A 24,136-nucleotide genomic window follows, 5' to 3' on the forward strand; every position below is an offset into this window, starting at 1 on the left:
CGACTCACTCTAACGGGGAAGATGTCGTGCTGATGGCATTGGCGTTCTTTCTCGCGCAAACGCTAAGGGTTGCTGTAGGAACGTAGTGCAGCGGAGTAACGCACGGAGTGCGGCCCCGAAGGGGAGAGCGAAGCGAATAACGGTCGTCCGACCGCGATCCGAGCTTCGGCGAGGAGGGATACCAAAAACTCGCAACTCACTACTCCGCCCTTGCCTCGCTGCGCCCGTTTCTCTCCCACCCCTCCCGCCGCTATAATCACGACCGCAATTTGCCAACCTGGAAGCTCATGTCTGATCAGCAGGACAACATCTACGCCACTGCGCACCAGCAGGTGGCACGCTTTTCGTTTGACGAGACGGTGGTGCGGGTCTTTCCCGACATGATTCGTCGCTCGGTGCCCGGCTACCCCTCCATTATCGACATGATTGGGGTGCTGGCGGCCCGCTATGCACAGCCGGACACGTGTCTCTACGATCTGGGCTGCTCTCTGGGGGCGGCGACCACCGCCATGGCAGCGCTGACTGCGGAGCAGGGCAATCCGGTGGTTGCGGTGGATAACTCCCCGGCAATGATTCATCAGGCGGAAACCTTACTGGCTCATGCGGGGCTGAGTGAGCGGGTACGGCTGCTGGAGGGGGATGTGGCGGAGATGGATTTTGAGCCTTGTTCCATGGCCGTGCTGAATTTCACCCTGCAGTTTATTGCGCCGGAGCGGCGTGATGCCTTTATTGAGCGCCTTGCGGCGGCGACAGTGCCCGGCGGAATTCTGGTGTTATCCGAGAAGATTCGTTTCGAGGATGAAGCAGAGAATGCACTGCAGACGGAACTGCACCATGCCTTCAAGCGCAATAACGGCTATTCCGATCTGGAGATCAGCCAGAAGCGCACCGCGCTGGAAAACGTGTTGATACCGGAAACGCTTGCTGCTCATGAGGCGCGCCTGCGCAAGGCGGGATACCAGCATATTCATGTCTGGTTTCGTTGCTTTAACTTTATGTCCTTGCTGGCGGTACGCTGATGCTGGAACAGTATATTTTGCAGTGTGAGACGGCGTTGGCGACCAACTTTGCTGATGCTTCCCGGCAGACTTTGATGGCACTGACACGCGAGCGGTTGATTGATCGCCCCCATGGTGATCTGTCGCGCTGGATGGCCGCACTTGAAGCCTTGCCGGCAGGGCCTGCCAGCTGTGATCTGGGGGCTGATGCGCTAAGAATTGGTGAGCCGGGCCAGCAGGATTTACAGGCTGTACGGGCTGCCCTGGAAGGGTTGATTCCCTGGCGTAAGGGGCCGTTTGATTTTTTTGGCGTGCAGGTGGACACCGAGTGGCGTTCTGACTGGAAGTGGCAGCGCGTAGCGCCGCATCTGTCTCCATTGGCGGGGCGGCGGGTGCTGGATGTGGGCTGCGGTAGTGGTTATCACTGCTGGCGAATCGCGGCTGAGGGGGCGAGCCAGGTTGTTGGGATTGATCCGACCATTCTCTTTTTGATTCAGTTTTTGGCGGTAAAGCGTTTCGCCCAGCAGGTGCCTGCCTGGTTTCTTCCCGTGCGAATGGAAGAGATGCCAGCAGAGCAGCAGAACTTCGATACGGTACTGTCCATGGGGGTGCTCTATCACCGTCGTTCCCCTCTGGATCATATCCTTGAGCTCAAAGGGGCTCTTGCCAGTGGTGGCGAGCTGGTACTGGAAACGCTGGTAGTGGAGGGCGATGCCCAAACGGTATTGATGCCGGAGGATCGCTACGCGGTGATGCGTAATGTGTTCTTCCTGCCGTCAGTGGCAATGCTGACGATCTGGCTGCAGCGCTGCGGGTTTGTGGATGTGCGCTGTGTTGACGAATCCACCACCACAATGGAAGAACAGCGTGCTACCGACTGGATGCGCTTCCAGTCATTGCCCGATTTTTTGGACCCGGATAACCCCGCGTTGACGCGTGAAGGTTACCCGGCTCCGCGCAGGGCTGTGCTAGTGGCGCGCAAGCCCTGATTCCATCTGGGTGGAGAGGTCCAGCAGGTGATCCACCAGTTTCATCCTTTCGCTTTCTGGCATACGGGACAGGGCCGGTTTCAGTGTGTTCAACAGACTTTGCTCTCCCTGACGCCTGACTCTGGTTACCAGGTCGGAAGCGAGCGAGTCGCCAGCAGGCACGGCTGGTAAGGACAGAGCTTGCTGCGCCTCTTTGGAAAGTATCAAGGGTTCCGCATTCCCTGATTGTTGCAGCATGGCTAGGGTGGCGTCGATAAGTGGCTGGGCGTTGGTATGTTCCAGTATCTCGCAACCATGGAGAGCGATACGGATCCTGACATCCACTTCGAATTCATCCAGTCTGAATGCCTGACGGGCAATGCGGGCCAATAGCCGCTCGGCAAGCCGGTGTCCTCCTCGCATGTCGGTGGCAGGCAGCACCACCAGCATGAGGTGATCATCCGGATTGGAAATGAGTAAGTCTTCGCAGCGTTTGTCGTGATGAAGTTGTTCGGCTAGCAATGCGATCAGCGTTTCCATCCGGTCTTCGCCAATATCGGCTTGTAGCGAATCCTTTTCCGCGATAGCGATGGCGAGGAGGGTGACAGGATGTCGGTGGCGAAGGCATAGCGAAAGGGCCCGCTCGATGGCCTGCTGGTTGTGACTGTCTGCACGGCTTTGGGGTGTCGCGGCAGTCATTGGCACCTCGAATCAAATCGGTAAGATGCAATCCCTGCTTGAGTGTGGCGTCCTGCCCATTCAGGTTATCGTATCCAGTTCCCTGTACCCTGACAGTCAGCGAATACTTTATTTAACAACAATGTCTGTGTTTGTAACGCTCAAGGCCCTCTGTGGGCGGGGCAGCAAGTCGTAACACGGATCTGTATGAGGCATGTGATGAATACCTTTGCAATGATTGCCACAGCGGTGATGAGCTCAGTGTTTACCCTGGTTGTGGTGGCTGCCTGGGCGCATTTTTACTTTCAGCCCCGTTTGCGAAATACCCTGCAGCGTGAACTGGATGAGCAGGTTGAAGCTGCAGCCCAGGTCATCTCCGAACGGGTGGAAGAAGGGGTGCGCCGTGGTTTGGTGGAAGGGGTCAGAAACCTGCCATCCCGGGAAGTGCTGGAAGGCGCCAGCCGCAGCCTGGCTCGTACCGGAGCCGAGTTGGTGAGTGACCGGCTTGGCCAGATTTTTGGTGGCCCCAAAAAAGAGCGCAAAGATTGATCGCCTGAAGCCCGATGCCGGACGCCTGAAGCATGTGACTTCTGGAATCCGGTGATGGGGGTGTTTGGGTAGTGGTAACAGGCCCTAATTTCTGGCGGGCAAAAGCCGTGCTACCAGGCAGGCGATGCCCAGGCTGAGCATGGCCAGTGACAGGACATCTTGCTGCAAGGCGTGCCACGTGAGGCTCCATAGATTGGCTGCCTTGAGCACAGAGAGGAGTACCAGCAGGGTGCCGGTGAGGGTAAAGAAAAGATCCATTTTGCGGTTGCGACGAAGCTCGCCCCGCAGTTGCTTCAACTCTTCGAGAATATCTTCCTGAAGTAACTGTTGGTGGGCCACCTGCTCGGCCAGTTGCCCCATTTGCTCAGGCAGGGTGGCCAGCTTTTCCAGCCAGACCGGGTCTTCCCGGCGCAGGACGGCGAGCAATTCCTTGAGACGAACATGGTCATCGAGCCAGTTGCGAACCAGTGGCCACAGGCTGAATTGTTCAATCAGCGCGGTAAGCTGGCGTATCTGGTCCTCGTGACCGGATACTCGCAGCGCTTCCTGGTCCTCCAGGGGGGTGCTGGAGAACAGCCAATGCAGCATGCCGCCCAACGGGCCCCGGATGCGTACGTCCACATTGCCCTCATACTCGGGCAGCAGTTCAATGCCATCCTCGTAGATGAGCACATAAAGCACCCACATGGGGCGTTCCGCGCGGATACGCACCACGGTACCGTGCAGGTCCGCCAGATGCTGTTGTCCTGACGGGCTGGCGGTGAGTGCCTGATTGAGCGCACTTTCGAGTCCGCCAAGCACAATCAATTGGGGAAAGCTACCGGTTTGAGCCATGAATACTGACGGTTCCTGTCTCTATTGCGACCGCATTGTTGAGTTCGGTCTTCTTTCTGTTGCCAAAAATTACGTTATCTTGCTTATATTTGGAATCGTGGCTCCCTATACTATGCATTTTCATAACAAGACAACATTGACTTATTTGACCGGGATGGGTGAACACGCGATCTGTTTACGTTCTGTCGCGCTTGTTATTGTGAGACAGCCCTTGGAGGGGAGTAGTTTATAAATGCTGGAATCGTTGCTTGCGTACCCGGATTTCTGGAAGTACGTCAGTATTCCTTTTATTGCAGGTGCTGTTGGCTGGACTACCAACTGGATGGCAGTTCAGATGACCTTCTATCCCCTTGAGTTTGTCGGGGTCAGACCGATTTTTGGTTGGCAGGGCATTATCCCTTCCAAAGTCGAGAAGATGGCGGGGATTGTGGTCGACAAGGCCCTTTCCAAGCTGGGCAGCCTGGATGAGTTCTTCAGGGAGATGGAGCCGGAGAAAATCTCGGCGCATCTTACTCGTACCATTCAGGGCCGTATTGAAGAATACACCGATGAGGTGATGACCGAGCGCAATGCCGTGTTGTGGGAGAATCTCCCGTTGCTGGTGCGCAAGCGGGTCTACAGCCGTGCCCGTCGCGCTATCCCGTCTGTGATGGACAGTGTGGTGGACGATATCAGCCGCAATCTGGATAGCCTGGTAGACATGAAACACATGGTCACCACCCAGATGAGCGAAGATAAGCAGCTGATGGTGCAAATGTTCCGCGAGGTTGGGGATCCTGAATTCCGCTTTGTGACCAACTCCGGCCTCTATTTTGGTTTTCTGTTTGGTCTTATTCAGGTTCCTGTGTTCATCTTGATGCCGGAAAACTGGGTGCTGCCGCTGTTTGGTTTTATTGTTGGGGTGGCGACTAACTGGCTGGCGCTCAACTTGATCTTCCGTCCGCTCAATCCGGTAAAAGTGGGTCCGTTCCGCATTCAGGGCTTGTTCTTGAAGCGGCAGAAGGATGTGGCAGAAACCTTTGCGCGTCTGTCTACCGAAGAAGTCATTACGCTGCGCAATATCATGTACCAGGTGGTCAACGGGCCACGAGGTGATCGCACCAAGGCCTTGATCAAGCGTCACTTGAAGCCGCTGCTGAATGGTGGGGTGGTACGAACTGCTGCTCAGCTCACCGTAGGCCCGGAAGGGTATGCGGATCTGAAAAAAGCCGTAGAAGAGAAGGCGGTGGATCTGGCGGTGGAGCCTTTCGAGGATCAGGGGTTCAACAGGGAGCGTGGTGCACTGGTTGAGAAAATCATGTCCGACCGGATGCAGGCGCTCAGTTCTGAAGAGTTTCAGGATCTCTTGCGCCCGGCCTTCCAGGAAGATGAATGGATCCTGATTGTGGTAGGGGGCTTCCTTGGCGCCATGGCGGGTCTCTTCCAGCTGATTTTCATGTTTGGAGCCAGTTAACATGGAGCCGCTGCAGATAGACATTGCCACTCTGGGGTGGTTGTTGTTTGCAGCGGCGGGTGCTTCTTCGCTGCTTACCTTGATAGTCGTTGCCCTGCTTGGGCACTTTGTTGTTGGACCGAGAGTAGAGCGCAAGATTGATCGTCGCCTGGAAGAAGGGGCACAGCGTCTTGAGGAAAATCTCAGAAGGCGGATTGTGGACCTGCTTACGGGCAAATCCAGAGAGGTGATTCGGGACCGTGCTCGTGATCTGGCCAGGGGGATTGGTCTGATTGGTGGGACCCGCAGGAATCCGCTGGATGATTCAGAGGATGATCTGGATCGCTGATCTGATGAGAAATTGATCACATAAACATTTCGTGCCCAATTGTTCTACAAGCGGCAGGATCCGATTTGTTAGCCTTCTTCTATAATTCACCCCACGCGTTGATGATGTTGTGTGTTGTTCCCGCTGCATTCGCTCGTGGAATTGCCTTCGGGAGTTTGGACCATGTCCGATGAAAACCAGAATGACAAAGATGGGCGCGTAAGCCCGCTGAAAGCACTGACCGGTGCTTCCAGAGATATTCGCAAGTATACCCACCAGATTTGGCTGGCTGGCTTGGGTGCTTTCGCTCGCGCTGAAGAAGAGGGTAGTGGTTTTTTTGATGCCCTCGTAGAAGCTGGTCGCGAAGTGGAAAAGCAGACCAAGGACAAGACCGAGTCCCGGGTTGAAGAGATCAAGGAAAGGGTTCGCCATCATACCGGCGAAACCATGGAAAAGATGGAACGGGCCTTCGATGATCGGCTTAACAAGGCATTGTCCCGCTTGGGCCTGCCGAACAAGCGCGAAGTCGAAGAGCTTGAAAAACGGGTGCAGGAGCTGACACAAGCCCTGGATAGCGCTGAAGAGAAAGCGTCCCCGGCGAAACGCTCGCGCAAAAAGGGCGAGTGATTCCAACAGTGTTGTAGCGCACACCGCTAACCCCTTAGTGGTGTCTTTTGACGGGTACCCGCCTTGGGTACCCGTTTTTTTTGGCCGCTCTGCGGCCGCACTCGCACCGCGCAACACGTAGCTAACCCTACCGCAGGAACGTAGCGCAGCGGAGTAACGCACGGAGTGCTGACCGAAGGGTGAGCGGAGCGAATAACCTGACTGCAGGCAATGCGAGCCCAAGCGAGGTAATCAGTTTCGAGTTACGAGAAGCGAGTTTCGAAAGGCCAAACCCTAAAACTCGCACAAGACCGACGCTCTTTGATTTTCGAAACTCGTTACTCGTCACTCGCTTCTGGAATCCTTACCTCGCCAAGGCTCGGATCGCTTGCAGGCAAGCTCCCACAGCATGTTTTAGCGAGTGTTTTGCCGACGCAAAAAGGCGTCAGGCATTCAACCGTCGCAAATCACCAATGAAGGCTTCGTCTCCCTTTGCTAGTATCCTTGAGCATTGATTCGCGCCGTGTTGGCTATGGAGAGAAAGTGTCTGATTGCGTGTTGTTTTCCGAAATTCCCACCGCCTGTGGTCGTGTTATTGCCCGGGCTACCCTGAATGCCCCCAAGGCACTGAATGCACTGGGGCTGGATATGATCCAGGCGTTGGCTGCAAAGCTGGACGAATGGGAGCAGCGGGAGGATATCGTGGCGCTGTGGCTGGATGGTGCCGGCGGCAAGGCCTTCTGTGCCGGCGGCGACATCGTGCAGATGCACAAGTCCATGGTGAAGCATGCTGGAGAAGGCCGTAACCCCTTCACCGAACAGTATTTCGCGGAAGAATATGCGCTGGATTATCGGCTGCATCGCTCACAGATCCCCGTGGTGGTATTTGGCGACGGCATCGTTATGGGCGGGGGTATGGGCTTGCTGCAGGGCGCGGACTTCCGACTGGTCACGGCACGATCCCGCATGGCCATGCCAGAGATTACCATCGGCCTGTTCCCGGATGTGGGCGGCAGCTGGTTCCTGAACCGTTTGCCAGGCAAGGTGGGGCTGTTCCTCGGTCTGACCGGCGTCCACATTAATGGCCGTGAGGCGGTGGAAGTGGGGCTGGCCGACCGGATGGTGGAAGGGGATGCAGAGGCCTTGTTGGCGCTGCTTGCTGAGCAACGTTATTCCGGGCAACCGAGAGATAACCGGGCGGTACTGTATCGTCTCTTCAAGCAACAGGCGGCGGATATGGCGGAACTGCCACATCCGCTGGTGGATCATTTGTCTTTGATCAATTCGCTGTGTGATGGAGAGGATCTGCAGACCGTGGTGACACAGATGTTGTCTGCGAAGGATCGTGATAGTTGGTTGGATCGGGCACTGGGCAACCTTGAAAAAGGGTGTCCGCAGACGGCTCACCTGGTGTGGGAGCAATTAGCGCGGTCTACTTACCTTTCGCTGGCTGATGTGTTCCGCATGGAGTGGTGCCTTGCTGTGCAGTGTTCGTTGCACGGTGACTTCCGCGAAGGAGTACGCGCCTTGCTGATCGACAAGGATGGCAAGCCGGGTTTCCGTCATCGCAGCATCGCCGATGTTCCCCGTGATTACATCGATGGCTATTTCGAGTGTCCGGCCCCGGTCCACCCGCTGGCTTCCTTGGGAAAGGCATAAGAGGCATGAGCTACGAGCTACGAGCTACGAGCTACGAGCTACGAGCTACGAGCTACGCTCGATTGGAAAGGAAAGCCCGAAATAGTTCTCCGGATTTTGGGTTAATGGAAACGCCTTCCAACTCGTCGAGTTCGGCGATCCGTAGGATCTGATGCCTCTGTAGGAGCTATGCTTACAGGGCGATCCGAGCCCACGCGAGGCAAGGATTCCAGAAACGTCCGCTCCTACAGTTCTGTCCCAACGGTAAGGATTCCAGGGACAAGTTACGAGTTACGAAGAGCGTAAAACCGTCGACCTGGCATAGGGTTATGGTTTTGCCTTTCGCAACTTGTTACTCGCGACTCGAAACTATTTCCCTCGCTTGGGGCCCGGATCGCTTGCAGGCAAGTTATTCGCTGCGCTCACCCCTTCGGCCCGCATCAATTCAATCCTTCCAGGGGAGGACGTAGGGCAGTTCACCGAGTTGGCTGTCCAGGGGGGTGTCTTCTTTAAACAGCTCGCCGTCGGTGTCGCGGCGCAGTACCACAAGGGCGGCGGAGCCGTGGGGTGTGGTGGCGCTGATGACCACTTCACCCGCGGCCTTGCCGGCGGCATCGCGGAGGACTTCGCCGGGTTGCAGCGCGAGGTTGGCAGTGAAATTGATGCGCTGCATGCGTTGTTTCAGCTTGCCCTTGAAGTGCATCCGGGCCACTACTTCCTGGCCGGTGTAACAGCCTTTCTTGAAGTTGACGCCGCCGGTCACGTCGTAGTTGAGCACTTGGGGCAAAAACAGATCTTCTGCTCCCGGGTAGACCATGCCTTCGCCGGCATCGATATCGGCCAGCAAGGCTCCGCTGGCGGCTACTGCCTGCCGATCACCGGCAAGTGCTGTCCAGATGGATTCGGCCCGATTCTCATCGACAATCAGGAGGGCGTGTTCACTGTTGGGGTAGTGCAGCCACACCCCCTGCTCTGTACGCAGTGTCTGGCCTGATGTGGGCAGATGCTCTGGCAAGTTGCCGGCGAGCAGCAGCAGGGTCAGATCGTCCGCCTGTTCGAACTCCACCTTTGCGCGCAGTCGGTATTTCAGCAACGCCTTGATCAGCGCCTCGCCTTGTCCGGCCGGAGTGAGTAGCAGGTAATCGTCGCCATCACGGACCACGCGGACGCTGACCAGTCCGCGACCTTTCAGGCTCAGGTGCATGCCTGTCAGGTGTGCTCCCAGATCCACTTCGCGCAGGTCGCAGGACAGCTGTCCCTGAAGATAATGGCCGGCCTCTTCGCCACGGGCGCGAACCACGGTCAGGTGCGATGCCGGTGCCAGATATGGGGCTTCAGTGGCCGGGGGCAGGGATTGCTTGGCAAGAAACGCAGACCAGCTCATGGGACTCCTGTAGGAACCTGGGTGAACGAAGTGTCGAGAATTCAGCGGGCATGATAGATAATGCGCGCGCAGTCCGAAAGTCATCAGCGAGCAAGCAGGGTCTGGATGCAATGAGTAACGAAGAACTGAAACGTAAATATCGTTGGCAGTGCCGACGGGGTGCCTCCGAGGTCGAGGTGGTGCTGTATGCCTACCTGGACAATCACTTTGATGACGACAGTGCTGAAAATCAGGCCCGTTTTGAAAGCCTGTTGGCCTGCCAGGATGCGGATATGTTCGAGTGGTTCACTTACCGCAGTGAGCCTCAGGATGACGAAATGCGTGAGTATGTGAAGCATGTCCTCCAGCTTGTCGCCCACGGTAAGGGCTAAGCTCGAACCTTCCCGTTACCCCCGTCAATTCCGCTGGCTGGCAGGAGCAAGTCTGCTGCCGGTAGTCTGGCTGGTGAGCTGGCCCTGGTGGGGGAAAGGCGTGCTGTTGCTGGCTATCGTCTTGCTGCTGCAACGTTGGCGTTTGGCGCAGATTACCGAGCTGGAACTGCGTGACAGTGTACTGACGGTGATTGGCGACCAGGTGCAGTCATTGGAAAAACCTGGTCGGGTCTACCGGGTTGGTCCCTGGTTGGCTCTGCAGACCCCCAAGGGCTGGTTGCATCTGTTCGAGGACCAGGGCTCGCGCGAGCAGCTTCAGCCGATTTATCTGTGGCTCTGGGTGAATCGGGTCAAGGGATAAGAGCGAGCAACGAGTTTCGAGTTGCGAAGAAAAACCTTGGAACCCTGCTGGTTTGGGGTTTTGCTTTTCGAAACTCGAAACTCACTGTCGCCCGCATCGCCTGGAGGCTGGCTTCGAAGGGCGTTTTTCGGGGCGCTAGAAACTCCCCGGCACCAGAATGGTATCCACCGGGTTCTCGACGCTGTCCGGGTAATCCCGCATGAAGTGCAGGCCGCGACTCTCTTTACGTGACAAGGCTGAACGGATGATCAGTTCGGCTATCACCACCAGGTTACGCAGCTCCAGCAGGTCATTGCTGATGTGGTAGTTGCTGTAGTACTCGGTGATCTCATTCTTCAGGAGTTCCGCCCTGTGTAGCGCCCGTTGGAGGCGTTTTTCTGTTCTCACGATGCCGACGTAATCCCACATGAAGCGGCGCAGCTCATCCCAGTTGTGGCTGATCACTACATCCTCATCCGAGTCAGTCACCTGGGACTCGTCCCACTCAGCATCATCGCGGGGTAAGGGAGTGTCGGCGAGGCTGGCGCTGATATGGTCGGCGCTGGCCTTGCCATAGACAAAACACTCCAGCAAGGAGTTGCTGGCCATGCGGTTGGCACCGTGCAGGCCGGTGAAGCTGGTTTCGCCAATGGCGTAGAGGCCGGGTAGATCGGTCTGGCCGTGTTCATCAATGATCACGCCGCCACAAGTGTAGTGGGCGGCGGGCACCACGGGCATGGGGTCCCGGGTGATGTCGATGCCTAGCTGGAGGCACTTGGCATATACGGTGGGGAAGTGCTCGATAATGAAGTCAGCAGGCTTGTGGCTGATGTCCAGGTACAGACAGTCGGCACCGAGTCGCTTCATTTCATGGTCAATGGCGCGCGCCACCACATCCCGGGGGGCCAGCTCACCGCGCTCATCGAAACGATGCATGAAACGGCTGCCATCAGGTAGGAGCAAGTGCCCCCCTTCGCCGCGGATTGCTTCGGTGACCAGAAAGCTTTTTGCCTTCGGGTGGTACAGGCAGGTGGGGTGGAACTGCATGAATTCCATGTTGGCCACCCGGCAGCCCGCCCGCCAGGCCATGGCGATGCCATCACCGGTGGCCACATCCGGATTGGAGGTATAAAGGTATACCTTGGAAGCGCCACCGGTGGCCAGGATCACCGAGCGGGCCAGAATAACGTCGGTTTCACCGGTTTTGATGTTGTGAATGTAGGCGCCGCAGCAGCGTTTCTCGCCATCATGCTCCTGCAGGATCAGGTCTACGGCTACCCGGTGTTCAAATAATGTGACATTGTCGCGCTGCTTGACCTGTCCGATCAGGGTGCGGGAAATGGCTTTTCCGGTAGCGTCTGCTGCATGAATGATGCGGCGGTGACTGTGACCGCCTTCGCGGGTCAGGTGATAGGGAAGGGTGGCGCTGTCGTCGCCGCTATCCAGCCGGGTAAAGTCTACGCCCAAATCGATTAGCCAGCGGATAGCATCCGGGCCATTTTCCACAGTGAAGCGTACTGCCTTGTCACGACAGAGGCCTGCGCCAGCCACATGGGTATCGGCCACATGACTTTCCAGTGAATCCTGCTGGTCCAGTACTGCAGCTACACCCCCTTGGGCATAGTAGGTGCTGGCACTGGTGAGCTCTCCCTTGGAGAGCAGGGCAACCTGACACTCATCAGGTAACCGCAGTGCGGCGGTGAGTCCGGCCGCGCCAGAACCAATGATGAGTACATCGTGTCGGTAGGTAGCCATGGAAAGTCCTGTGTGAATGGCCGGAAAACGGCGCCAGTATAGCGGTGAATCCACAGATGACTAAATGACGGAAAGCGTGGATTTGGCGATTTCCCATCGAGACCTTTGAACTCTTTGTCAGCGAGGGGGTCTGAAATCGTCAAGAATTGTGCAGGCAATGTGAAAAGCTTGCTAAATCAACGGCATCCGTAGCATGAAAAGTGGCCGTTGAGATAACACCTGCTACAATGGCGTGTTTAAGGAACCCGCAAGCCGGGTAGCCGCAGACTCACGCACTTCGAGAAAGATCCGGGGGATCGGTGTCAGACGAACAGTTGGTGAAAAAAGCCAAATCCGGCGACCAGCGTGCCTTTGAGGTGCTGGTGCGCAAGTATCAGCAGCGAATTTTCGCGCTGATCAGTCGTTATGTGCGTGACTCGGACGAAGTGCAGGATGTGGCACAGGAAGCCTTTATCAAAGCCTGGCGTGCGTTGCCCCGTTTTCGAGGGGATAGCGCCTTTTACACCTGGCTTTATCGCATTGCGGTGAATACCGCCAAGAATCATCTGGTGGCCGCTGGTCGGCGGCCGCCGGGGTCAGATCTGGATGCTGCCGAAGCTGAGCAGTATGCGGGTGCAGAAATGCTGCATGAAATTGGAACCCCGGAGTCCATGGTGTTGTCAGAGGAACTGGAGGCAGTGATTCACTCAGCCATTGAGGCGCTGCCCCAGGAACTGAAGACCGCCGTGACCCTGCGTGAGTTCGAGGGCCTCAGCTATGAGGACATCGCGGCAGTGATGGAATGCCCGGTCGGCACGGTGCGCTCGCGCATCTTCCGGGCTAGGGAAGCGATTGATGCAGCTGTTCGGCCCCTCTTGGGCACGCAGCGAGGCGATAATGGGTGAGTCTATGAACTGGGATTTGGAAACGCTGTCTGCATTCCTTGACGGGGAAACCAGTGAGCTGGAAACCCGTCGAGTGATGCGCGATATCGACGATGCCGAGCTGGAGACACTGTCGCGTTGGCACTTGGCGCAGGATGTCATGCATGGTCAGTCGTCCATGGCTGTTCCTGCAGCCTTTAACGCCCGCCTGTCTGCCGCGTTGGCAGAGGAAGGTGCTCCGGCAAAACGTCCTGCCTGGTTGGGTGGCATGGCCCGGTTGGCGGTGGCAGCTTCTGTTGCTGCGGCCACAGTGGTGGGTTGGCAAAGCTGGGAGGGGAATCTCTCCGCAACCGGTGAGGCAACACCTGCACTGGCTGCCGCTCAGGATACCCGTCTGAATCGCCCGTTCGCTGAAGCCTCTCTGGTTTCCCAGTCATTTGGCTCCAGTGCATCGCCTGCGGTTTCTGTGTCTGCATCCCCCCGGGTGAATGACATGTTATTGCGGCATAGCGACTTTGCTGCCCGTAACAGTGGCCAGGGGATGATGCCTTTTGCTCGCCTGGTCAGCATGGATGCCCGTAACGGAGCCAATTAACGGATGAAGTTGCGTGCCTTTGCTCTTTCCCTGACCCTTTTTGCCCCCGTGGCAGCGCCGGCGGATGAGACCCCGGCGCATGCCCAGCTCCAGGCCATGTCCCAGGCCAATCGCTCCCTCGAATATAGTGGTCGCTTTCTTTACCAGTTCGGTGGCGAAGTCAGCACCATGGAAGTCAATCACGCCGTTTTTGATGGCCGGGAATACCAGCGCCTGACTCATCTGGATGGCCGCCTGGTAGAGGTGTTGCGCCGTGGCGATGAGGTCATCTGTATCCATTCGGATCGTACCCTGACTCGCATGCAGAAAGAGCAGGGTGGCCCGATGTTGTTGGCCCAGCGTTTGGCTGATGATGTACCTGCCCAATACAACATCCTGGTCGACGGTGACGGTCGAGTCGCTGGCCGCAATACAACCCGTGTGCGTGTGGCTCCGCTGGACACTCACCGGTATGGCTATCGGTTATGGCTGGATAATGAATCCAGGCTGCTGCTGAAATCCGAGGTGGTTGATGGCAGTGGGGTTGCGCTGGAACGCGTTGAATTCGTCAGTATCGATCTGGCACCCGGGTTGACTCTGGCGGATTTCGAGGTGCCTGAGACGGTACGTGAAAGCGCTTTGCAGCCGCTGCCTACAGGTCATGCGGCGAGCAGTATGCGGGTTGAGGCAGATTGGCTGCCCACAGGGTTTGATGCTGCCGATCAGGACTGGCGCAGCGGGGATGGCAAGCGCAAGCCTGTTGCGGCCCAGGGCTACTCTGATGGGCTGGCGGCCTTTACCGTATTTGTCGAGCCCCTGGAGGAAGGGGCCGTGGAAGAGGGCGTGAGCCGTCTTGGTCCCACCGTAGCGGTGAGTCGACGTCTGACGGCTCCCAGCGGAGCCTACCTGATTACCCTGGTGGGGGAAGTGCCCCAATCTACAGCCGAGCGGGTGATTCAGGGCATTAGTGTCAGGGATGCCCGTCACTAATGCTCTATGAGCAGGGAGTGGTTGTTGCTGTTGCCCCGGATGCACTCTGGGTAGAAACCGTTCGCGCCTCAACCTGCGGTGCCTGCCAGGCTAAATCGGCCTGTGGCCATCATCTGATCAATCAGCAGCAATCCGGGCAGCGGGCACGACTGAGAGTGCCTGTGCTGTCCACATCCCACTATCAGGTAGGTGATGCGGTGACTCTGGGGTTACCGGAAGGTGCGCTGATGCGCGGTGCGCTCTGGGTGTATGGTCTGCCGTTATTACTACTTTTTCTCGGGGCGCTGTTGGGTACCTCTCTCCCTGTTACCCGTTTCGATGCCTCAGCGGTGCTGGGCGTGAGCGGGCTAATCCTTGGCTTCGTGATTAACCGTGTTTTAAGTGGCCGAAATGGCCATAATCAGGCATATCAACCTGCGTTGGTGCCATCAGGGGATGATGGTTGCCAGGTGATCCAGGTCCAACCCGCCAAAAAATAAGGAGAACTCCATGCGAAGATTGCACCTTGTGGCCTCACTCTGGCTGTTGGTGATGATCGGGATTCTGGCTGGCTGTTCCGATTCTTCCTCCCCTTCTTCCGATCGTCCTGAGCCTCTGGTGACCGGGTTGCCCGACTTTACCCTGCTGGTAGAGAAAGAGGGCCCAGCGGTGGTGAATATCAGTACGGTCACCCATCAGGATGAGAGTGATCTCAAAGGACAGATGGAGCAAATTCCCGAGTTTTTCCGTCGGTTCTTTGAGCAGTTTGGTGGCGAGGGGGCTCCCCAGTTGCCTCAGGAACGGGAAGCGCGCTCTTTGGGGTCCGGTTTTATCATTTCTTCAGACGGTTATGTGCTGACCAACAATCATGTGGTGGCAGAGGCGGATGAAATCATGGTGCGCCTGCAGGATCGCCGTGAGCTGAAAGCCGAATTGATTGGTGCCGATGAGCAGAGTGATATTGCGCTGCTCAAGGTGGAGGCAGAAGCGCTGCCGGTGGCGGATATTGGCTCCTCGGCGAATCTGAAAGTCGGGGAGTGGGTGTTGGCGATTGGTGCGCCTTTTGGTTTCGATAGCAGCGTGACCGCGGGGATTGTCAGCGCCAAGGGCCGCAGTCTGCCCAGCGACAGTTATGTGCCCTTTATTCAGACCGATGTGGCCATCAACCCGGGCAACAGCGGTGGCCCCTTGTTCAATCTGAGTGGTCAGGTGGTGGGTATCAATTCCCAGATCTTCAGCCGTTCAGGCGGCTACATGGGTGTGAGCTTTGCCATTCCTATCGATATGGCCATGGACGTGGTGTCCCAGCTCAAGGAGCACGGCAAGGTCAGCCGTGGTTGGTTGGGGGTGCTGATTCAGGAAGTGGATCGCGATCTGGCGGAGTCCTTTGGTCTTGATCAGCCTCGGGGCGCCCTGGTATCCCAGGTGCTCAAAGGTTCTCCGGCGGAGGCGGCGGGTGTGCAGCCGGGCGATATTATTACCCGTTTCAATGACGAAGCGATCTATCGCTCCTCCGAGCTGCCGCGTTGGGTGGGCCTGGTGAAGCCGGGAGAGGATGCGGAGCTGACCGTGATTCGTGACGGTGATGAGAAAACCCTGACCGTTACCATCGGCTTGTTGCCCGATGACCCGGCTCTTGCCATGCGCAATGGTGCTGCTCCCGGCCCGGATGGGGCTGATGCCCTTGGCTTGCAGGTTCGGGCAGCCTCCGGGGCGGAGCTCTCGAGGCTGGACCTTAAAGCGGGTGTGGTGGTGACCGAGGTCAAGGATGGCCCTGCGCGGCAGGCCGGAATTGCGACAGGCGATGTACTGGTCACTCTCAATAACCAGCCTATAGATAGTCCTGAGGCTTTTGCCGAAGCGGTGGCCGATTTGCCGGAATCTGGCACGGTGGCAGCATTGATCAATCGGGATGGTAACCCACGGTTCCTGGCCCTTAAGCTCAAATAAGGCAAGCTTTGGGGATAATTTCACGACGCAGCGTGGCTGCGTCGTGCAACTACCCCCCGTTATCCGCTAGAATCGCGGCCCGTGTTTGCCGTTTTCTGATTTCTGGTGCCACCGGTGGTTCGGTGGTGTGAGGCCCTGTGTTTTGGGCCGGTGCGGCAGCGACTGATTGCTTACAGGCCCTATGACTGACATCTCGAATATTCGCAACTTCTCCATCATCGCCCACATCGATCATGGCAAATCCACCCTGGCGGACCGCTTCATTCAGGTTTGCGGCGGGCTCTCTGAGCGTGAGCTCAAGGAGCAGGTGCTGGATTCCATGGAATTGGAGCGCGAGCGCGGTATCACCATCAAGGCCCAGAGCGTCACGCTCTATTACAAGGCCAGAGATGGGGAAACCTATCAGCTGAATTTCATTGATACGCCTGGACACGTGGATTTTTCCTACGAGGTATCACGTTCCCTGTCTGCTTGTGAGGGGGCGTTGCTGGTGGTGGATGCTGCTCAGGGCGTGGAAGCCCAGTCTGTGGCTAATTGCTACACCGCCATCGAGCAGGATCTTGAGGTGCTGCCGGTGCTGAACAAGATCGATTTGCCCCAGGCGGAACCGGAAGCGGTGATCAACGAGATCGAAGAGATTATCGGTCTGGATGCCATGGATGCTTGTCGCGTCTCTGCCAAGACGGGCGTTGGTATTGATGATCTACTCGAGCAGCTGGTTGAGCGCATTCCGTCTCCGGAAGGCAATCGTGATGGTGATTTGCAGGCCCTGATCATCGATTCCTGGTTTGACAACTATCTTGGCGTGATCTCGCTGGTGCGGGTCAAGCACGGTGTGCTCAAGAAGGGCGACAAGATTCTGGTGAAATCCACCGGTCAGACCCATGTGGTGGATCAGTTGGGCATCTTTACCCCAAAGCGTACCGAAACCAAGCAATTGGAAGCGGGTGAAGTGGGCTGGGTGAGCGGCAGCATCAAGGATATTCATGGTGCGCCGGTGGGCGATACCCTGACGCTGGCCAAGACACCGAACGTCGACGCCCTGCCGGGCTTCAAGAAGGTCAAGCCTCAGGTCTATGCGGGCATGTTCCCGGTCAGTGCGGACGATTATGAAGACTTCCGCGATGCGCTGGCCAAGCTGACCCTGAATGACGCCTCCCTGTTTTATGAGCCGGAAACCTCTGATGCACTGGGTTTTGGTTTTCGGGTGGGGTTCCTCGGCATGCTGCACATGGAGATTATCCAGGAGCGGCTGGAGCGCGAATACGATCTGGATCTGATCACCACAGCTCCGACAGTGGTATACGAACTGCTGTTGTCTGATGGCGCAACCATTTATGTGGATAACCCCTCCAAACTCCCTGAAGGCAACAAGATCGAAGAGTTCCGCGAGCCGATTGCCCGAGTCAATATTCTGGTGCCCCAGGAATACGTGGGTAATGTGATCTCCCTGTGCGTGGAACGTCGCGGTTCGCAGATCAACATGCAGTATCTTGGTAAGCAGGTTGCGCTGACCTATGACATCCCGATGGCGGAAGTGGTGCTGGATTTCTTTGACCGCATCAAGTCAGTCAGCCGTGGCTTTGCGTCCATGGACTATGCATTCGAGCGCTTCGAAGCCACCAAGCTGGTGCGGGTGGATGTGCTGATCAATGGTGACAAGGTGGATGCCCTGGCCATGATCTGCCACATGGATCAGTCCGCTTATCGTGGCCGTGCTCTCTGCGAAAAGATGAAGGAACTGGTGCCACGGCAAATGTTCGATGTGGCCATTCAGGCTGCAATCGGCAGCAAGATCATTGCCCGTCAGACGGTGAAGGCGCTACGCAAGAACGTGACCGCGAAGTGTTATGGCGGCGACGTTTCCCGTAAGAAAAAACTGCTGCAGAAGCAGAAAGAAGGTAAAAAACGGATGAAGCAGGTGGGTAATGTGGAGATTCCCCAGGAAGCCTTCCTTGCTGTACTCAAGGTGGATGATTAATGGATATTGATATTGGCTTCTGGCTCTCCCTGGCACTGGCGATAACACTGGTTATCTGGGGCCTGGACAAGGCCTTGAAGCTGTCAAAGCAGGAAGGGCGGCTAGCCAGTGTGGTAGAGGGATCCAATTCCCTGATTTCCGTGTTCCTGGTGGTGCTGGTTATTCGCTCGTTCATTGTCGAGCCATTCACTATTCCGTCCGGCTCCATGTTGCCTACCCTGCAGGTGAATGACTTCATTCTCGTGAACAAATTCGCCTATGGACTGCGCTTGCCGGTAACCAATACCAAAATCATCGAGACAGGTCAGCCCGAGCGTGGCGATGTCATGGTTTTCAAGTTTCCGGAAAACCGGAACCAGAACTTCATCAAGCGGGTGGTGGGACTGCCGGGTGATGAGATAAAGATTCGGGATAATCGTCTGTTTATCAATGGCGAGCTGATTACCCGCAATTTGGTCCGTGAGGGCGATAATGGTCGATTCTGGCAGTCAGAGTACATTGAGACCCTGGGTGAGGTAGATCATTTCATCTGGCAGGAAGGGAAGGTTAACCCGTTCACAGGCAAGAAAGTCTCCAACATGGCCATCGAAGGTGAGTGGACCGTGCCGGAGAACGCATTCTTTGTGATGGGAGACAATCGTGATAACAGTAATGACAGCCGGGTTTGGGGTATAGTGCCGGATGAGCTGGTGATGGGAGAGGCCTTCCTGATCTGGATGCACTGGAAACCGATATTCTCATTGCCCAGCTTTTCCCGTAACGGTGCCATAGACAAGGTGGAGGCGAATTAAAATGATGAAAATGCCCTCTCAGCAGCGCGGACTTTCCCTGATCGGTTGGATGGTGGTTCTTGTTGTGGTGGCCATTCTTGGTACGGCCGCATTCCGGATGGTACCTGCCTACATGGAACACAACACTATCCGAACCGCGATCAGCAACTTGCTTCAAGATAATAAAGTTGCGTTGATGTCTGGATCTGAAATTCGCGAAACATTGGGTAAACGTTTCATGATCAATCAGGTCAATGTGATCAAGGTAGACGATTTGGTGATGACTAAAGAAGGCGGGGTGCTCAAGATTGCCACTGACTATGAGGTGCGCGAGCCGCTGTTCTATAACGTCAGCATCGTGATGACGTTCAAGGATGAATTCACCAAAGACGTTCGCCAGTGACCCAGAATCTTGACCGTTTGATGGCCCGCCTGGGCTATCGATTTAATGATCAGGATTTGCTGGCGCTGGCATTGACCCACCGCAGTGTCAGCCGCCATCGTAATTATGAGCGGCTCGAATTCCTGGGTGATGCCCAGCTCGGTCAGATTATCTCCGTTGCCTTGTTTGAACAGTTCCCTGATGCTGCAGAAGGACAGCTGACCCGGATGCGCGCCTCCTTGGTTCGGGGGCAGACCCTGGCCCAGGTAGGCAGGGAGTTGGGCTTGGGGGAACATCTTTCGTTGGGTGGTGGCGAGCTCAAAAGTGGAGGCTACCGCCGAGATTCCATTCTGGCTGATGCGTTGGAAGCCATTATTGGTGCCATGTTGCTGGATGGTGGGGAAGACGCTTGTCGGCAGGTGGTGCTTTCCTGGTTTGCAGAACGACTGCAGGCGATTACTCCTCAGAATGCCCAGAAAGATGCCAAGACCCGCCTGCAAGAGTGGTTACAGGCCCGCAAATTTGAACTTCCTGTCTATCAGGTGACCCGCGTTGAAGGTCTGGCACCCAAGCAGACTTTCGATGTGACCTGTGAGCTGGAGCAGATGCAACAAACCTTTTTGGCCCAGGGCGGAAGTCGTCGCAAGGCCGAGCAGCAGGCGGCCGCTGAAGCGTTAACCTGGCTGGAGCAGCAGTATGACTGAACAGACCGTGACACCCACCCGATGTGGCATGGTGTCGATTGTCGGGCGTCCCAATGTGGGCAAGTCCACTTTGATGAATCACCTCATCGGGCAAAAAGTCAGCATCACTTCGCGCAAGCCTCAGACCACGCGTCATCGTATCCACGGTATCCACACCCGAGACCATTACCAGATAGTCTTTGCTGATACGCCGGGTATTCATACCGGTCAGGAGCGCGCTCTGAACCGGGCGATGAATGATGCGGCAGTGTCTACCCTGAGTGGGGTAGACGTGGTTTGCATGATGGTGGATGGTTTGAAGTGGACGCCGGGTGATGAGCATGTGCTTTCCTTGCTGCCGGCAAAGCCCGATGTCCCGGTATTGTTGATCATCAACAAGGTCGACAGCCTTGAAGACAAAGCCGAACTGTTGCCGTATATCGAATCGTTGAGTGCCCGCTATCCTTTTGATGCAGTGATCCCGGTTTCTGCGCTCAAGGAGCAAAATCTGGAACAGCTGGAAAAGGCACTGGTCGAGCGTTTACCGGAAGGGGATTTCTGGTATGACGAAGATCAGCTCACTGATCGTAGCCTGCGTTTCATGGCGGCAGAAATCATCCGTGAAAAAGTAGTCCGACAGTTGGGCCAGGAAGTGCCACACCAGGTGAGCGTGGAAGTGGAGCTCTGGGAAGATGGTCCGCGGGTGACGGACATTTCCGCTGCCATTTTGGTGGAGCGACGTGGGCAGAAAAAGATTTTGATTGGCGACAAAGGTGAGCGGATCAAGCAGATCGGTACCCAGGCTCGTGAGGATATCGAGCGCTTGATCGAGCGCCGCGTCATGCTCAACCTGTGGGTGAAGATCAAGGCTGGCTGGTCTGACGATGCTCGCGCCCTGCGGTCTCTCGGCTACGATGAGCCGCGTTGAGCAGGATCTGCAACCAGCCTGGTTGTTGCACCGGCGGCCATTTCGCAATACCAGCTTGATTGTCGAGCTATTCATGCCCGCTCTGGGGCGAGTCGGTGCCGTTGTGCGGGGCGGCCGCAAAGACTCCTCCCTGTCTCCTTTCCGGCCCTTGCTTGTGGAGTTAAAAGCCTCCGGTGAGATGTACTCTCTACGCGGCTGCGAGCCTCGGGCCCCGGCAATGCACCTGCAAGGGAAGGCATTATATTGTGGCTTTTACGTCAATGAACTGCTGACCCGTTTACTACACCGCGATGACCCTCATCCCGATCTTTGGCCTCTTTATGAGCACACTCTGAATGCTCTACAGCAGGGGGAGATGTTGGATGTGGTGCTGCGGCAATTCGAGATCGGCTTGCTGGAAGAGATGGGTTACGGTATCGATCTGGGGCACGATATCCAGGGCGAACCGGTGCGCCCCGACGGTTACTATCAACTCAATCCCGAGCAGGGATTATTGGCCGCGAGTCAGGGCTATCCGGGCTCAGATCTTCTGGCCATGCTGAATGGTGACTGGCAGGCGGATACGCGCCGAACGGCCAGGCAGTTGTGCAGGGCTCTACTGGCCCCGCATCTCGGCGACAGGCCGCTGAAGAGTCGGGAGTTGTTCCGGGAAAGATGAGCGGCAAGTTACAAGTTGCAAGTTTCAAAGCGCGGTATGGTTTCTGCCTTTTGATAATCTTGTCGCCGCGATTCATGTTTGGTCCGCGGGTAATGAGGTTGGAACACGGCAAGCAAGCCCGCGTTGTAACTTGCAACTTGTAACTTGCTTCCAATATCTTGCCTGATGTTCTTACTCAAAAAAATTGTACTAGGTGAATTTCATGTCCAGAGTCCTTCTCGGCGTAAATATTGATCACGTTGCCACCCTGCGTCAGGCCCGTGGCACCCGCTATCCTGAACCGGTGCAGGCAGCGCTGGTGGCGGAGCAGGCCGGCGCAGACGGCATTACAGTGCATCTGCGTGAGGATCGCCGGCATATCAATGACCGGGATGTGGAGCTGCTCGCGCAGACACTGCAGACGAGGATGAATCTGGAAATGGCAGCCACTGAAGAGATGGTTGCCATTGCTACCCGGATCAAGCCTGCGCATTGCTGCCTGGTACCGGAAAAGCGTGAGGAGCTGACTACGGAAGGTGGACTGGATGTGGTGGGCAATCAGAGCTGGATAGCCCAGTGTTGCAAACGTCTGGGAGAGGCGGGGATTGATGTGTCTCTCTTTATCGATGCCGACCCGGCGCAAATTCGGGCTGCCAGCGAGTGTGGTGCACCCACCATCGAAATTCATACTGGTCACTATGCCGATGCGGAAACACCTGAAGAGCAGGCGAAAGAACTCCAGCGGATTCGTGAGGCAACCGCGTTGGCGCTGGAACTGGGGCTGGTAGTCAACGCCGGCCATGGCCTCCACTACCACAACACCCAGGCCATTGCCGAAATTCCCGGCATGAACGAACTCAACATCGGCCACGGCATCATTGCCCGCGCGGTGATTAGCGGGTTGCATCAGGCGGTGAAGGATATGCGTGATCTTATCGATCAGGTTCGTTCTGCTTGAGTAACGAGTAACGAGAAGCGAGAAGCGAGAAGCGAGAAGCGAGAAGCGAGAAGCGAAAGGCAAAAAGACTTTCTTCTTTGGGGTTAAGGGTTTTTGCTTTTCGAAACTCGAAACTCGAAACTCGCAAATACAAAAGGCCGCGTCCTTTCCAGACGCGGCCTTTTGCGTTTCAGTGCTTCAACAGATTATCCCCGCTGAGGCATACGGCCAGCCGCCGCGTTTCCTGAATTACATCGGCAACACTTCAAAGGTCCCCAGATACTGCAGGCGTCGCTCGTCTGCTTTTGGGTGACTGGTTTGCTTGTCGCTGGTGCCGACTTCCAGGAAGTAGCGACCGGCGGACGGCCAGGTAATTTCCACCAGCCCCTTCTTGTCACTGGTGACGCTCCAGTCTTCCTGGCTATCGCGGTAGCGCGTGCCGCCGGGGACCAGTTCCACTTTCAGGTTCCTGGCTGGCTTGCCGTCCACCAGTAGCCGCCACTTGGCCGTTTCGCCAGCATAGAGATCATTGGGATGGGACAGGAATTCGATTTCCAGGCCCTTGCCGGTGGGGTTGAGGGCGGTGTTGTTGGGGGCGCCCAGGGTGACCACGGTCTCAAGGCGGTTATGGGATTCCATCATTTTTACGTTGCTGGCGTTGGCCGGCAGTTCCTTGAGCATCTGTGCTGCGTCATTGCCACGGGCACGTTTGCGCTCGCCATCCACTTCGTACATCAGAAAAAAGCCAGGCTGGGCGACGGCAATACGATAGCTGCCTTCCTGCTCGAGCTGCACATCAAACACGCTGCGGGTGTGCATGCGGGTGGCGTTGTCCACGGCGGCGCGTTCGCCGCTCGGGCCGGTGACCTGCACAGTGTCCACCGGGTAGGCGCGTTCAAAGCCGAAGATTTCATTGGAAATACTGGCGTCAACCGTTACCCACTGAGGCTCTGAGACGGCAGTGTGGCTGGGCAGCAGCCACAGTTTGTGAGCATGAGCGGGCAGGGCAGCGGCCAGCAGGGTGGCCAGACCAAGCTGTTTCAACAGGGAAGGCATGGTGCTCTCCTTTTATGGTGTCAGGGAAAATTAATCAGGGCGTAATGGTCAGCGTGACGGTGCCCAGTTCGTTGTCGCCGCTGGCTTGCTGTGTCTGCGCTTGTTCAGCGGGCCACTGAAATGGCAGGCGGAGTACTTCGCGCCCGCCGACTTCACGGGCCGCTTCGACGATTAGTTCGTACTCTCCGGGCGGCAGGTCCTGCAGCGCCTTCAGTTCGGCGAAATCAATGCTGTGATTGCCAGGTGGGCGGGTGGCACCGGTCAGACCGTCGTAGGGTTTGGATTGGCCCCGGCCAGTGCGGCGCCACCATTGGCGGATATCCTTGAGCCATTTCTCCTGGTCGTCATACCACAGTCCCAGCGGAAGGATGGTGCTGCGGTCTGGGTTTTCTACCCAGAACGCCACATAGGGGGCGTGGTATTCCGCTACCCGCAGACGTGGAACTTCCACTTCAACACGGAAGCTTTCCGCCAGGGAGTGACTGGCTACCAGGGCCAGACAGAAAGTCAGTAGTACACGCATGG

General features: G+C 56.7%; 27 protein-coding genes. 21 read left to right on the forward strand and 6 right to left on the reverse strand.

Features of this window, described 5'->3' with window-relative positions:
• The first annotated feature begins 287 nt into the window (after positions 1-287).
• Together cmoA and cmoB are read left to right on the forward strand one after the other, a co-directional pair.
• Positions 288-1,019: a carboxy-S-adenosyl-L-methionine synthase CmoA gene (gene cmoA, locus Y5S_RS14180; protein WP_035233894.1), complete on the forward strand. Its 732-nt coding sequence runs from the start codon at positions 288-290 to the stop codon at positions 1,017-1,019.
• Positions 1,019-1,987: a tRNA 5-methoxyuridine(34)/uridine 5-oxyacetic acid(34) synthase CmoB gene (gene cmoB / locus Y5S_RS14185; protein WP_035233896.1), complete on the forward strand. Its 969-nt coding sequence runs from the start codon at positions 1,019-1,021 to the stop codon at positions 1,985-1,987. The genes cmoA and cmoB overlap by 1 nt, the downstream gene beginning before the upstream one ends.
• On the opposite strand, the gene Y5S_RS14190 is transcribed toward cmoB, so the two are convergent.
• Positions 1,967-2,665 carry a diguanylate cyclase gene (locus tag Y5S_RS14190; RefSeq protein WP_035233897.1) on the reverse strand — a complete coding sequence of 233 codons (699 nt, stop codon included), beginning with the start codon at positions 2,663-2,665 and terminating at the stop codon, positions 1,967-1,969. The genes cmoB and Y5S_RS14190 overlap by 21 nt on opposite strands.
• A gap of 198 nt (positions 2,666-2,863) precedes the next feature.
• Between Y5S_RS14190 and Y5S_RS14195 the strand changes: the two genes are divergently transcribed.
• On the forward strand, positions 2,864-3,193 hold the full coding sequence (locus Y5S_RS14195; protein ID WP_035233898.1) for a hypothetical protein: 330 nt from the start codon (positions 2,864-2,866) through the stop codon (positions 3,191-3,193).
• Between the two features lie 84 nt (positions 3,194-3,277).
• On the opposite strand, the gene Y5S_RS14200 is transcribed toward Y5S_RS14195, so the two are convergent.
• Positions 3,278-4,027, reverse strand: a complete 750-nt coding sequence (locus Y5S_RS14200) for an SCP2 sterol-binding domain-containing protein (protein WP_035233899.1) — start codon at positions 4,025-4,027, stop codon at positions 3,278-3,280.
• A 232-nt stretch (positions 4,028-4,259) separates the two neighbouring features.
• Here Y5S_RS14200 and Y5S_RS14210 point away from each other — a divergent pair, with 232 nt between their 5' ends.
• The 4 genes from Y5S_RS14210 to Y5S_RS14225 all read left to right on the forward strand — a co-directional run bounded on the left by Y5S_RS14210 (position 4,260) and on the right by Y5S_RS14225 (position 8,052).
• Complete coding sequence (locus Y5S_RS14210; RefSeq protein ID WP_081939784.1) at positions 4,260-5,480, forward strand: hypothetical protein; 1,221 nt, start codon at positions 4,260-4,262, stop codon at positions 5,478-5,480.
• A gap of 1 nt (position 5,481) precedes the next feature.
• The gene (locus tag Y5S_RS14215; RefSeq protein WP_035233901.1) at positions 5,482-5,808 is read left to right on the forward strand and encodes a hypothetical protein; all 327 of its coding nucleotides are present in this window, start codon (positions 5,482-5,484) and stop codon (positions 5,806-5,808) included.
• 162 nt (positions 5,809-5,970) lie between these two features.
• Positions 5,971-6,414: a phasin family protein gene (locus tag Y5S_RS14220; RefSeq protein ID WP_035233903.1), complete on the forward strand. Its 444-nt coding sequence runs from the start codon at positions 5,971-5,973 to the stop codon at positions 6,412-6,414.
• A 522-nt stretch (positions 6,415-6,936) separates the two neighbouring features.
• Positions 6,937-8,052: an enoyl-CoA hydratase/isomerase family protein gene (locus Y5S_RS14225; RefSeq protein ID WP_231552700.1), complete on the forward strand. Its 1,116-nt coding sequence runs from the start codon at positions 6,937-6,939 to the stop codon at positions 8,050-8,052.
• Positions 8,053-8,476: 424 nt separating this feature from the next.
• Here Y5S_RS14225 and ygfZ read toward each other — a convergent pair whose 3' ends face one another.
• On the reverse strand, positions 8,477-9,415 hold the full coding sequence (gene ygfZ / locus Y5S_RS14230; protein WP_035233904.1) for a CAF17-like 4Fe-4S cluster assembly/insertion protein YgfZ: 939 nt from the start codon (positions 9,413-9,415) through the stop codon (positions 8,477-8,479).
• 110 nt (positions 9,416-9,525) lie between these two features.
• On the opposite strand from ygfZ, the gene Y5S_RS14235 reads away from it, so the two are divergent.
• Together Y5S_RS14235 and Y5S_RS14240 are read left to right on the forward strand one after the other, a co-directional pair.
• On the forward strand, positions 9,526-9,786 hold the full coding sequence (locus Y5S_RS14235) for an FAD assembly factor SdhE (RefSeq protein ID WP_035233905.1): 261 nt from the start codon (positions 9,526-9,528) through the stop codon (positions 9,784-9,786).
• Complete coding sequence (locus Y5S_RS14240; protein WP_231552701.1) at positions 9,752-10,147, forward strand: hypothetical protein; 396 nt, start codon at positions 9,752-9,754, stop codon at positions 10,145-10,147. The genes Y5S_RS14235 and Y5S_RS14240 overlap by 35 nt, the downstream gene beginning before the upstream one ends.
• Positions 10,148-10,282: 135 nt before the next feature.
• On the opposite strand, the gene nadB is transcribed toward Y5S_RS14240, so the two are convergent.
• Positions 10,283-11,881, reverse strand: coding sequence for an L-aspartate oxidase (nadB, locus tag Y5S_RS14245; RefSeq protein WP_035233906.1), 1,599 nt, complete (start codon positions 11,879-11,881; stop codon positions 10,283-10,285).
• A 299-nt stretch (positions 11,882-12,180) separates the two neighbouring features.
• Between nadB and rpoE the strand changes: the two genes are divergently transcribed.
• From rpoE to pdxJ, 12 genes are all read left to right on the forward strand, one after another.
• Positions 12,181-12,765 (forward strand): RNA polymerase sigma factor RpoE, encoded by a 585-nt coding sequence (gene rpoE, locus Y5S_RS14250; RefSeq protein WP_035233907.1) that lies wholly within the window; start codon positions 12,181-12,183, stop codon positions 12,763-12,765.
• 4 nt (positions 12,766-12,769) lie between these two features.
• Positions 12,770-13,339, forward strand: coding sequence for a sigma-E factor negative regulatory protein (locus Y5S_RS14255; RefSeq protein ID WP_052041621.1), 570 nt, complete (start codon positions 12,770-12,772; stop codon positions 13,337-13,339).
• Positions 13,340-13,342: 3 nt separating this feature from the next.
• On the forward strand, positions 13,343-14,308 hold the full coding sequence (locus Y5S_RS14260) for a MucB/RseB C-terminal domain-containing protein (protein WP_035233909.1): 966 nt from the start codon (positions 13,343-13,345) through the stop codon (positions 14,306-14,308).
• A 17-nt stretch (positions 14,309-14,325) separates the two neighbouring features.
• Positions 14,326-14,787, forward strand: a complete 462-nt coding sequence (locus Y5S_RS14265) for a SoxR reducing system RseC family protein (protein ID WP_231552702.1) — start codon at positions 14,326-14,328, stop codon at positions 14,785-14,787.
• Between the two features lie 10 nt (positions 14,788-14,797).
• The gene (locus tag Y5S_RS14270; RefSeq protein WP_197055155.1) at positions 14,798-16,237 is read left to right on the forward strand and encodes a DegQ family serine endoprotease; all 1,440 of its coding nucleotides are present in this window, start codon (positions 14,798-14,800) and stop codon (positions 16,235-16,237) included.
• Between the two features lie 181 nt (positions 16,238-16,418).
• The gene (gene lepA, locus Y5S_RS14275; protein ID WP_035233911.1) at positions 16,419-18,218 is read left to right on the forward strand and encodes a translation elongation factor 4; all 1,800 of its coding nucleotides are present in this window, start codon (positions 16,419-16,421) and stop codon (positions 18,216-18,218) included.
• Entirely contained in the window at positions 18,218-19,009 is a 792-nt protein-coding gene (gene lepB / locus Y5S_RS14280) for a signal peptidase I (RefSeq protein WP_052041622.1), read from the forward strand. Before lepA ends, lepB begins: the two co-directional genes overlap by 1 nt.
• Before the next feature lies 1 nt (position 19,010).
• Positions 19,011-19,391, forward strand: coding sequence for a DUF4845 domain-containing protein (locus tag Y5S_RS14285; protein WP_231552703.1), 381 nt, complete (start codon positions 19,011-19,013; stop codon positions 19,389-19,391).
• Positions 19,392-19,411: 20 nt separating this feature from the next.
• Positions 19,412-20,074 carry a ribonuclease III gene (gene rnc, locus Y5S_RS14290; protein ID WP_035233994.1) on the forward strand — a complete coding sequence of 221 codons (663 nt, stop codon included), beginning with the start codon at positions 19,412-19,414 and terminating at the stop codon, positions 20,072-20,074.
• Entirely contained in the window at positions 20,067-20,981 is a 915-nt protein-coding gene (gene era / locus Y5S_RS14295; protein WP_035233912.1) for a GTPase Era, read from the forward strand. Before rnc ends, era begins: the two co-directional genes overlap by 8 nt.
• Entirely contained in the window at positions 20,968-21,639 is a 672-nt protein-coding gene (gene recO, locus Y5S_RS14300; RefSeq protein WP_035233913.1) for a DNA repair protein RecO, read from the forward strand. The genes era and recO overlap by 14 nt, the downstream gene beginning before the upstream one ends.
• Positions 21,640-21,841: 202 nt before the next feature.
• Positions 21,842-22,576: a pyridoxine 5'-phosphate synthase gene (gene pdxJ / locus Y5S_RS14305; protein WP_035233914.1), complete on the forward strand. Its 735-nt coding sequence runs from the start codon at positions 21,842-21,844 to the stop codon at positions 22,574-22,576.
• A 228-nt stretch (positions 22,577-22,804) separates the two neighbouring features.
• Here the strand turns inward: pdxJ and Y5S_RS14310 are convergent, their stop codons facing one another.
• Positions 22,805-23,611: a DUF4198 domain-containing protein gene (locus Y5S_RS14310; RefSeq protein ID WP_197055156.1), complete on the reverse strand. Its 807-nt coding sequence runs from the start codon at positions 23,609-23,611 to the stop codon at positions 22,805-22,807.
• A 34-nt stretch (positions 23,612-23,645) separates the two neighbouring features.
• Positions 23,646-24,134: a DUF2271 domain-containing protein gene (locus Y5S_RS14315; RefSeq protein WP_035233915.1), complete on the reverse strand. Its 489-nt coding sequence runs from the start codon at positions 24,132-24,134 to the stop codon at positions 23,646-23,648.
• Positions 24,135-24,136: the final 2 nt, after the last annotated feature.

The organism is Alcanivorax nanhaiticus, from assembly GCF_000756665.1.
In the GTDB taxonomy this organism is placed as follows: Bacteria; Pseudomonadota; Gammaproteobacteria; order Pseudomonadales; family Alcanivoracaceae; genus Alcanivorax; species Alcanivorax nanhaiticus.

Bases quoted from the DNA above. Each gene is read 5' to 3' on its own strand.
- cmoA (WP_035233894.1), top strand. From the start codon at position 288: ATGTCTGATCAGCAGGACAACATCTACGCCACTGCGCACCAGCAGGTG.
- cmoB (WP_035233896.1), top strand. From the start codon at position 1,019: ATGCTGGAACAGTATATTTTGCAGTGTGAGACGGCGTTGGCGACCAAC.
- Y5S_RS14190 (WP_035233897.1), bottom strand. From the start codon at position 2,665: ATGACTGCCGCGACACCCCAAAGCCGTGCAGACAGTCACAACCAGCAG.
- Y5S_RS14195 (WP_035233898.1), top strand. From the start codon at position 2,864: ATGAATACCTTTGCAATGATTGCCACAGCGGTGATGAGCTCAGTGTTT.
- Y5S_RS14200 (WP_035233899.1), bottom strand. From the start codon at position 4,027: ATGGCTCAAACCGGTAGCTTTCCCCAATTGATTGTGCTTGGCGGACTC.
- Y5S_RS14210 (WP_081939784.1), top strand. From the start codon at position 4,260: ATGCTGGAATCGTTGCTTGCGTACCCGGATTTCTGGAAGTACGTCAGT.
- Y5S_RS14215 (WP_035233901.1), top strand. From the start codon at position 5,482: ATGGAGCCGCTGCAGATAGACATTGCCACTCTGGGGTGGTTGTTGTTT.
- Y5S_RS14220 (WP_035233903.1), top strand. From the start codon at position 5,971: ATGTCCGATGAAAACCAGAATGACAAAGATGGGCGCGTAAGCCCGCTG.
- ygfZ (WP_035233904.1), bottom strand. From the start codon at position 9,415: ATGAGCTGGTCTGCGTTTCTTGCCAAGCAATCCCTGCCCCCGGCCACT.
- Y5S_RS14235 (WP_035233905.1), top strand. From the start codon at position 9,526: ATGAGTAACGAAGAACTGAAACGTAAATATCGTTGGCAGTGCCGACGG.
- Y5S_RS14240 (WP_231552701.1), top strand. From the start codon at position 9,752: ATGTCCTCCAGCTTGTCGCCCACGGTAAGGGCTAAGCTCGAACCTTCC.
- nadB (WP_035233906.1), bottom strand. From the start codon at position 11,881: ATGGCTACCTACCGACACGATGTACTCATCATTGGTTCTGGCGCGGCC.
- Y5S_RS14255 (WP_052041621.1), top strand. From the start codon at position 12,770: ATGAACTGGGATTTGGAAACGCTGTCTGCATTCCTTGACGGGGAAACC.
- Y5S_RS14260 (WP_035233909.1), top strand. From the start codon at position 13,343: ATGAAGTTGCGTGCCTTTGCTCTTTCCCTGACCCTTTTTGCCCCCGTG.
- Y5S_RS14270 (WP_197055155.1), top strand. From the start codon at position 14,798: ATGCGAAGATTGCACCTTGTGGCCTCACTCTGGCTGTTGGTGATGATC.
- lepA (WP_035233911.1), top strand. From the start codon at position 16,419: ATGACTGACATCTCGAATATTCGCAACTTCTCCATCATCGCCCACATC.
- lepB (WP_052041622.1), top strand. From the start codon at position 18,218: ATGGATATTGATATTGGCTTCTGGCTCTCCCTGGCACTGGCGATAACA.
- Y5S_RS14285 (WP_231552703.1), top strand. From the start codon at position 19,011: ATGATGAAAATGCCCTCTCAGCAGCGCGGACTTTCCCTGATCGGTTGG.
- rnc (WP_035233994.1), top strand. From the start codon at position 19,412: ATGGCCCGCCTGGGCTATCGATTTAATGATCAGGATTTGCTGGCGCTG.
- era (WP_035233912.1), top strand. From the start codon at position 20,067: ATGACTGAACAGACCGTGACACCCACCCGATGTGGCATGGTGTCGATT.
- recO (WP_035233913.1), top strand. From the start codon at position 20,968: ATGAGCCGCGTTGAGCAGGATCTGCAACCAGCCTGGTTGTTGCACCGG.
- pdxJ (WP_035233914.1), top strand. From the start codon at position 21,842: ATGTCCAGAGTCCTTCTCGGCGTAAATATTGATCACGTTGCCACCCTG.
- Y5S_RS14310 (WP_197055156.1), bottom strand. From the start codon at position 23,611: ATGCCTTCCCTGTTGAAACAGCTTGGTCTGGCCACCCTGCTGGCCGCT.
- Y5S_RS14315 (WP_035233915.1), bottom strand. From the start codon at position 24,134: ATGCGTGTACTACTGACTTTCTGTCTGGCCCTGGTAGCCAGTCACTCC.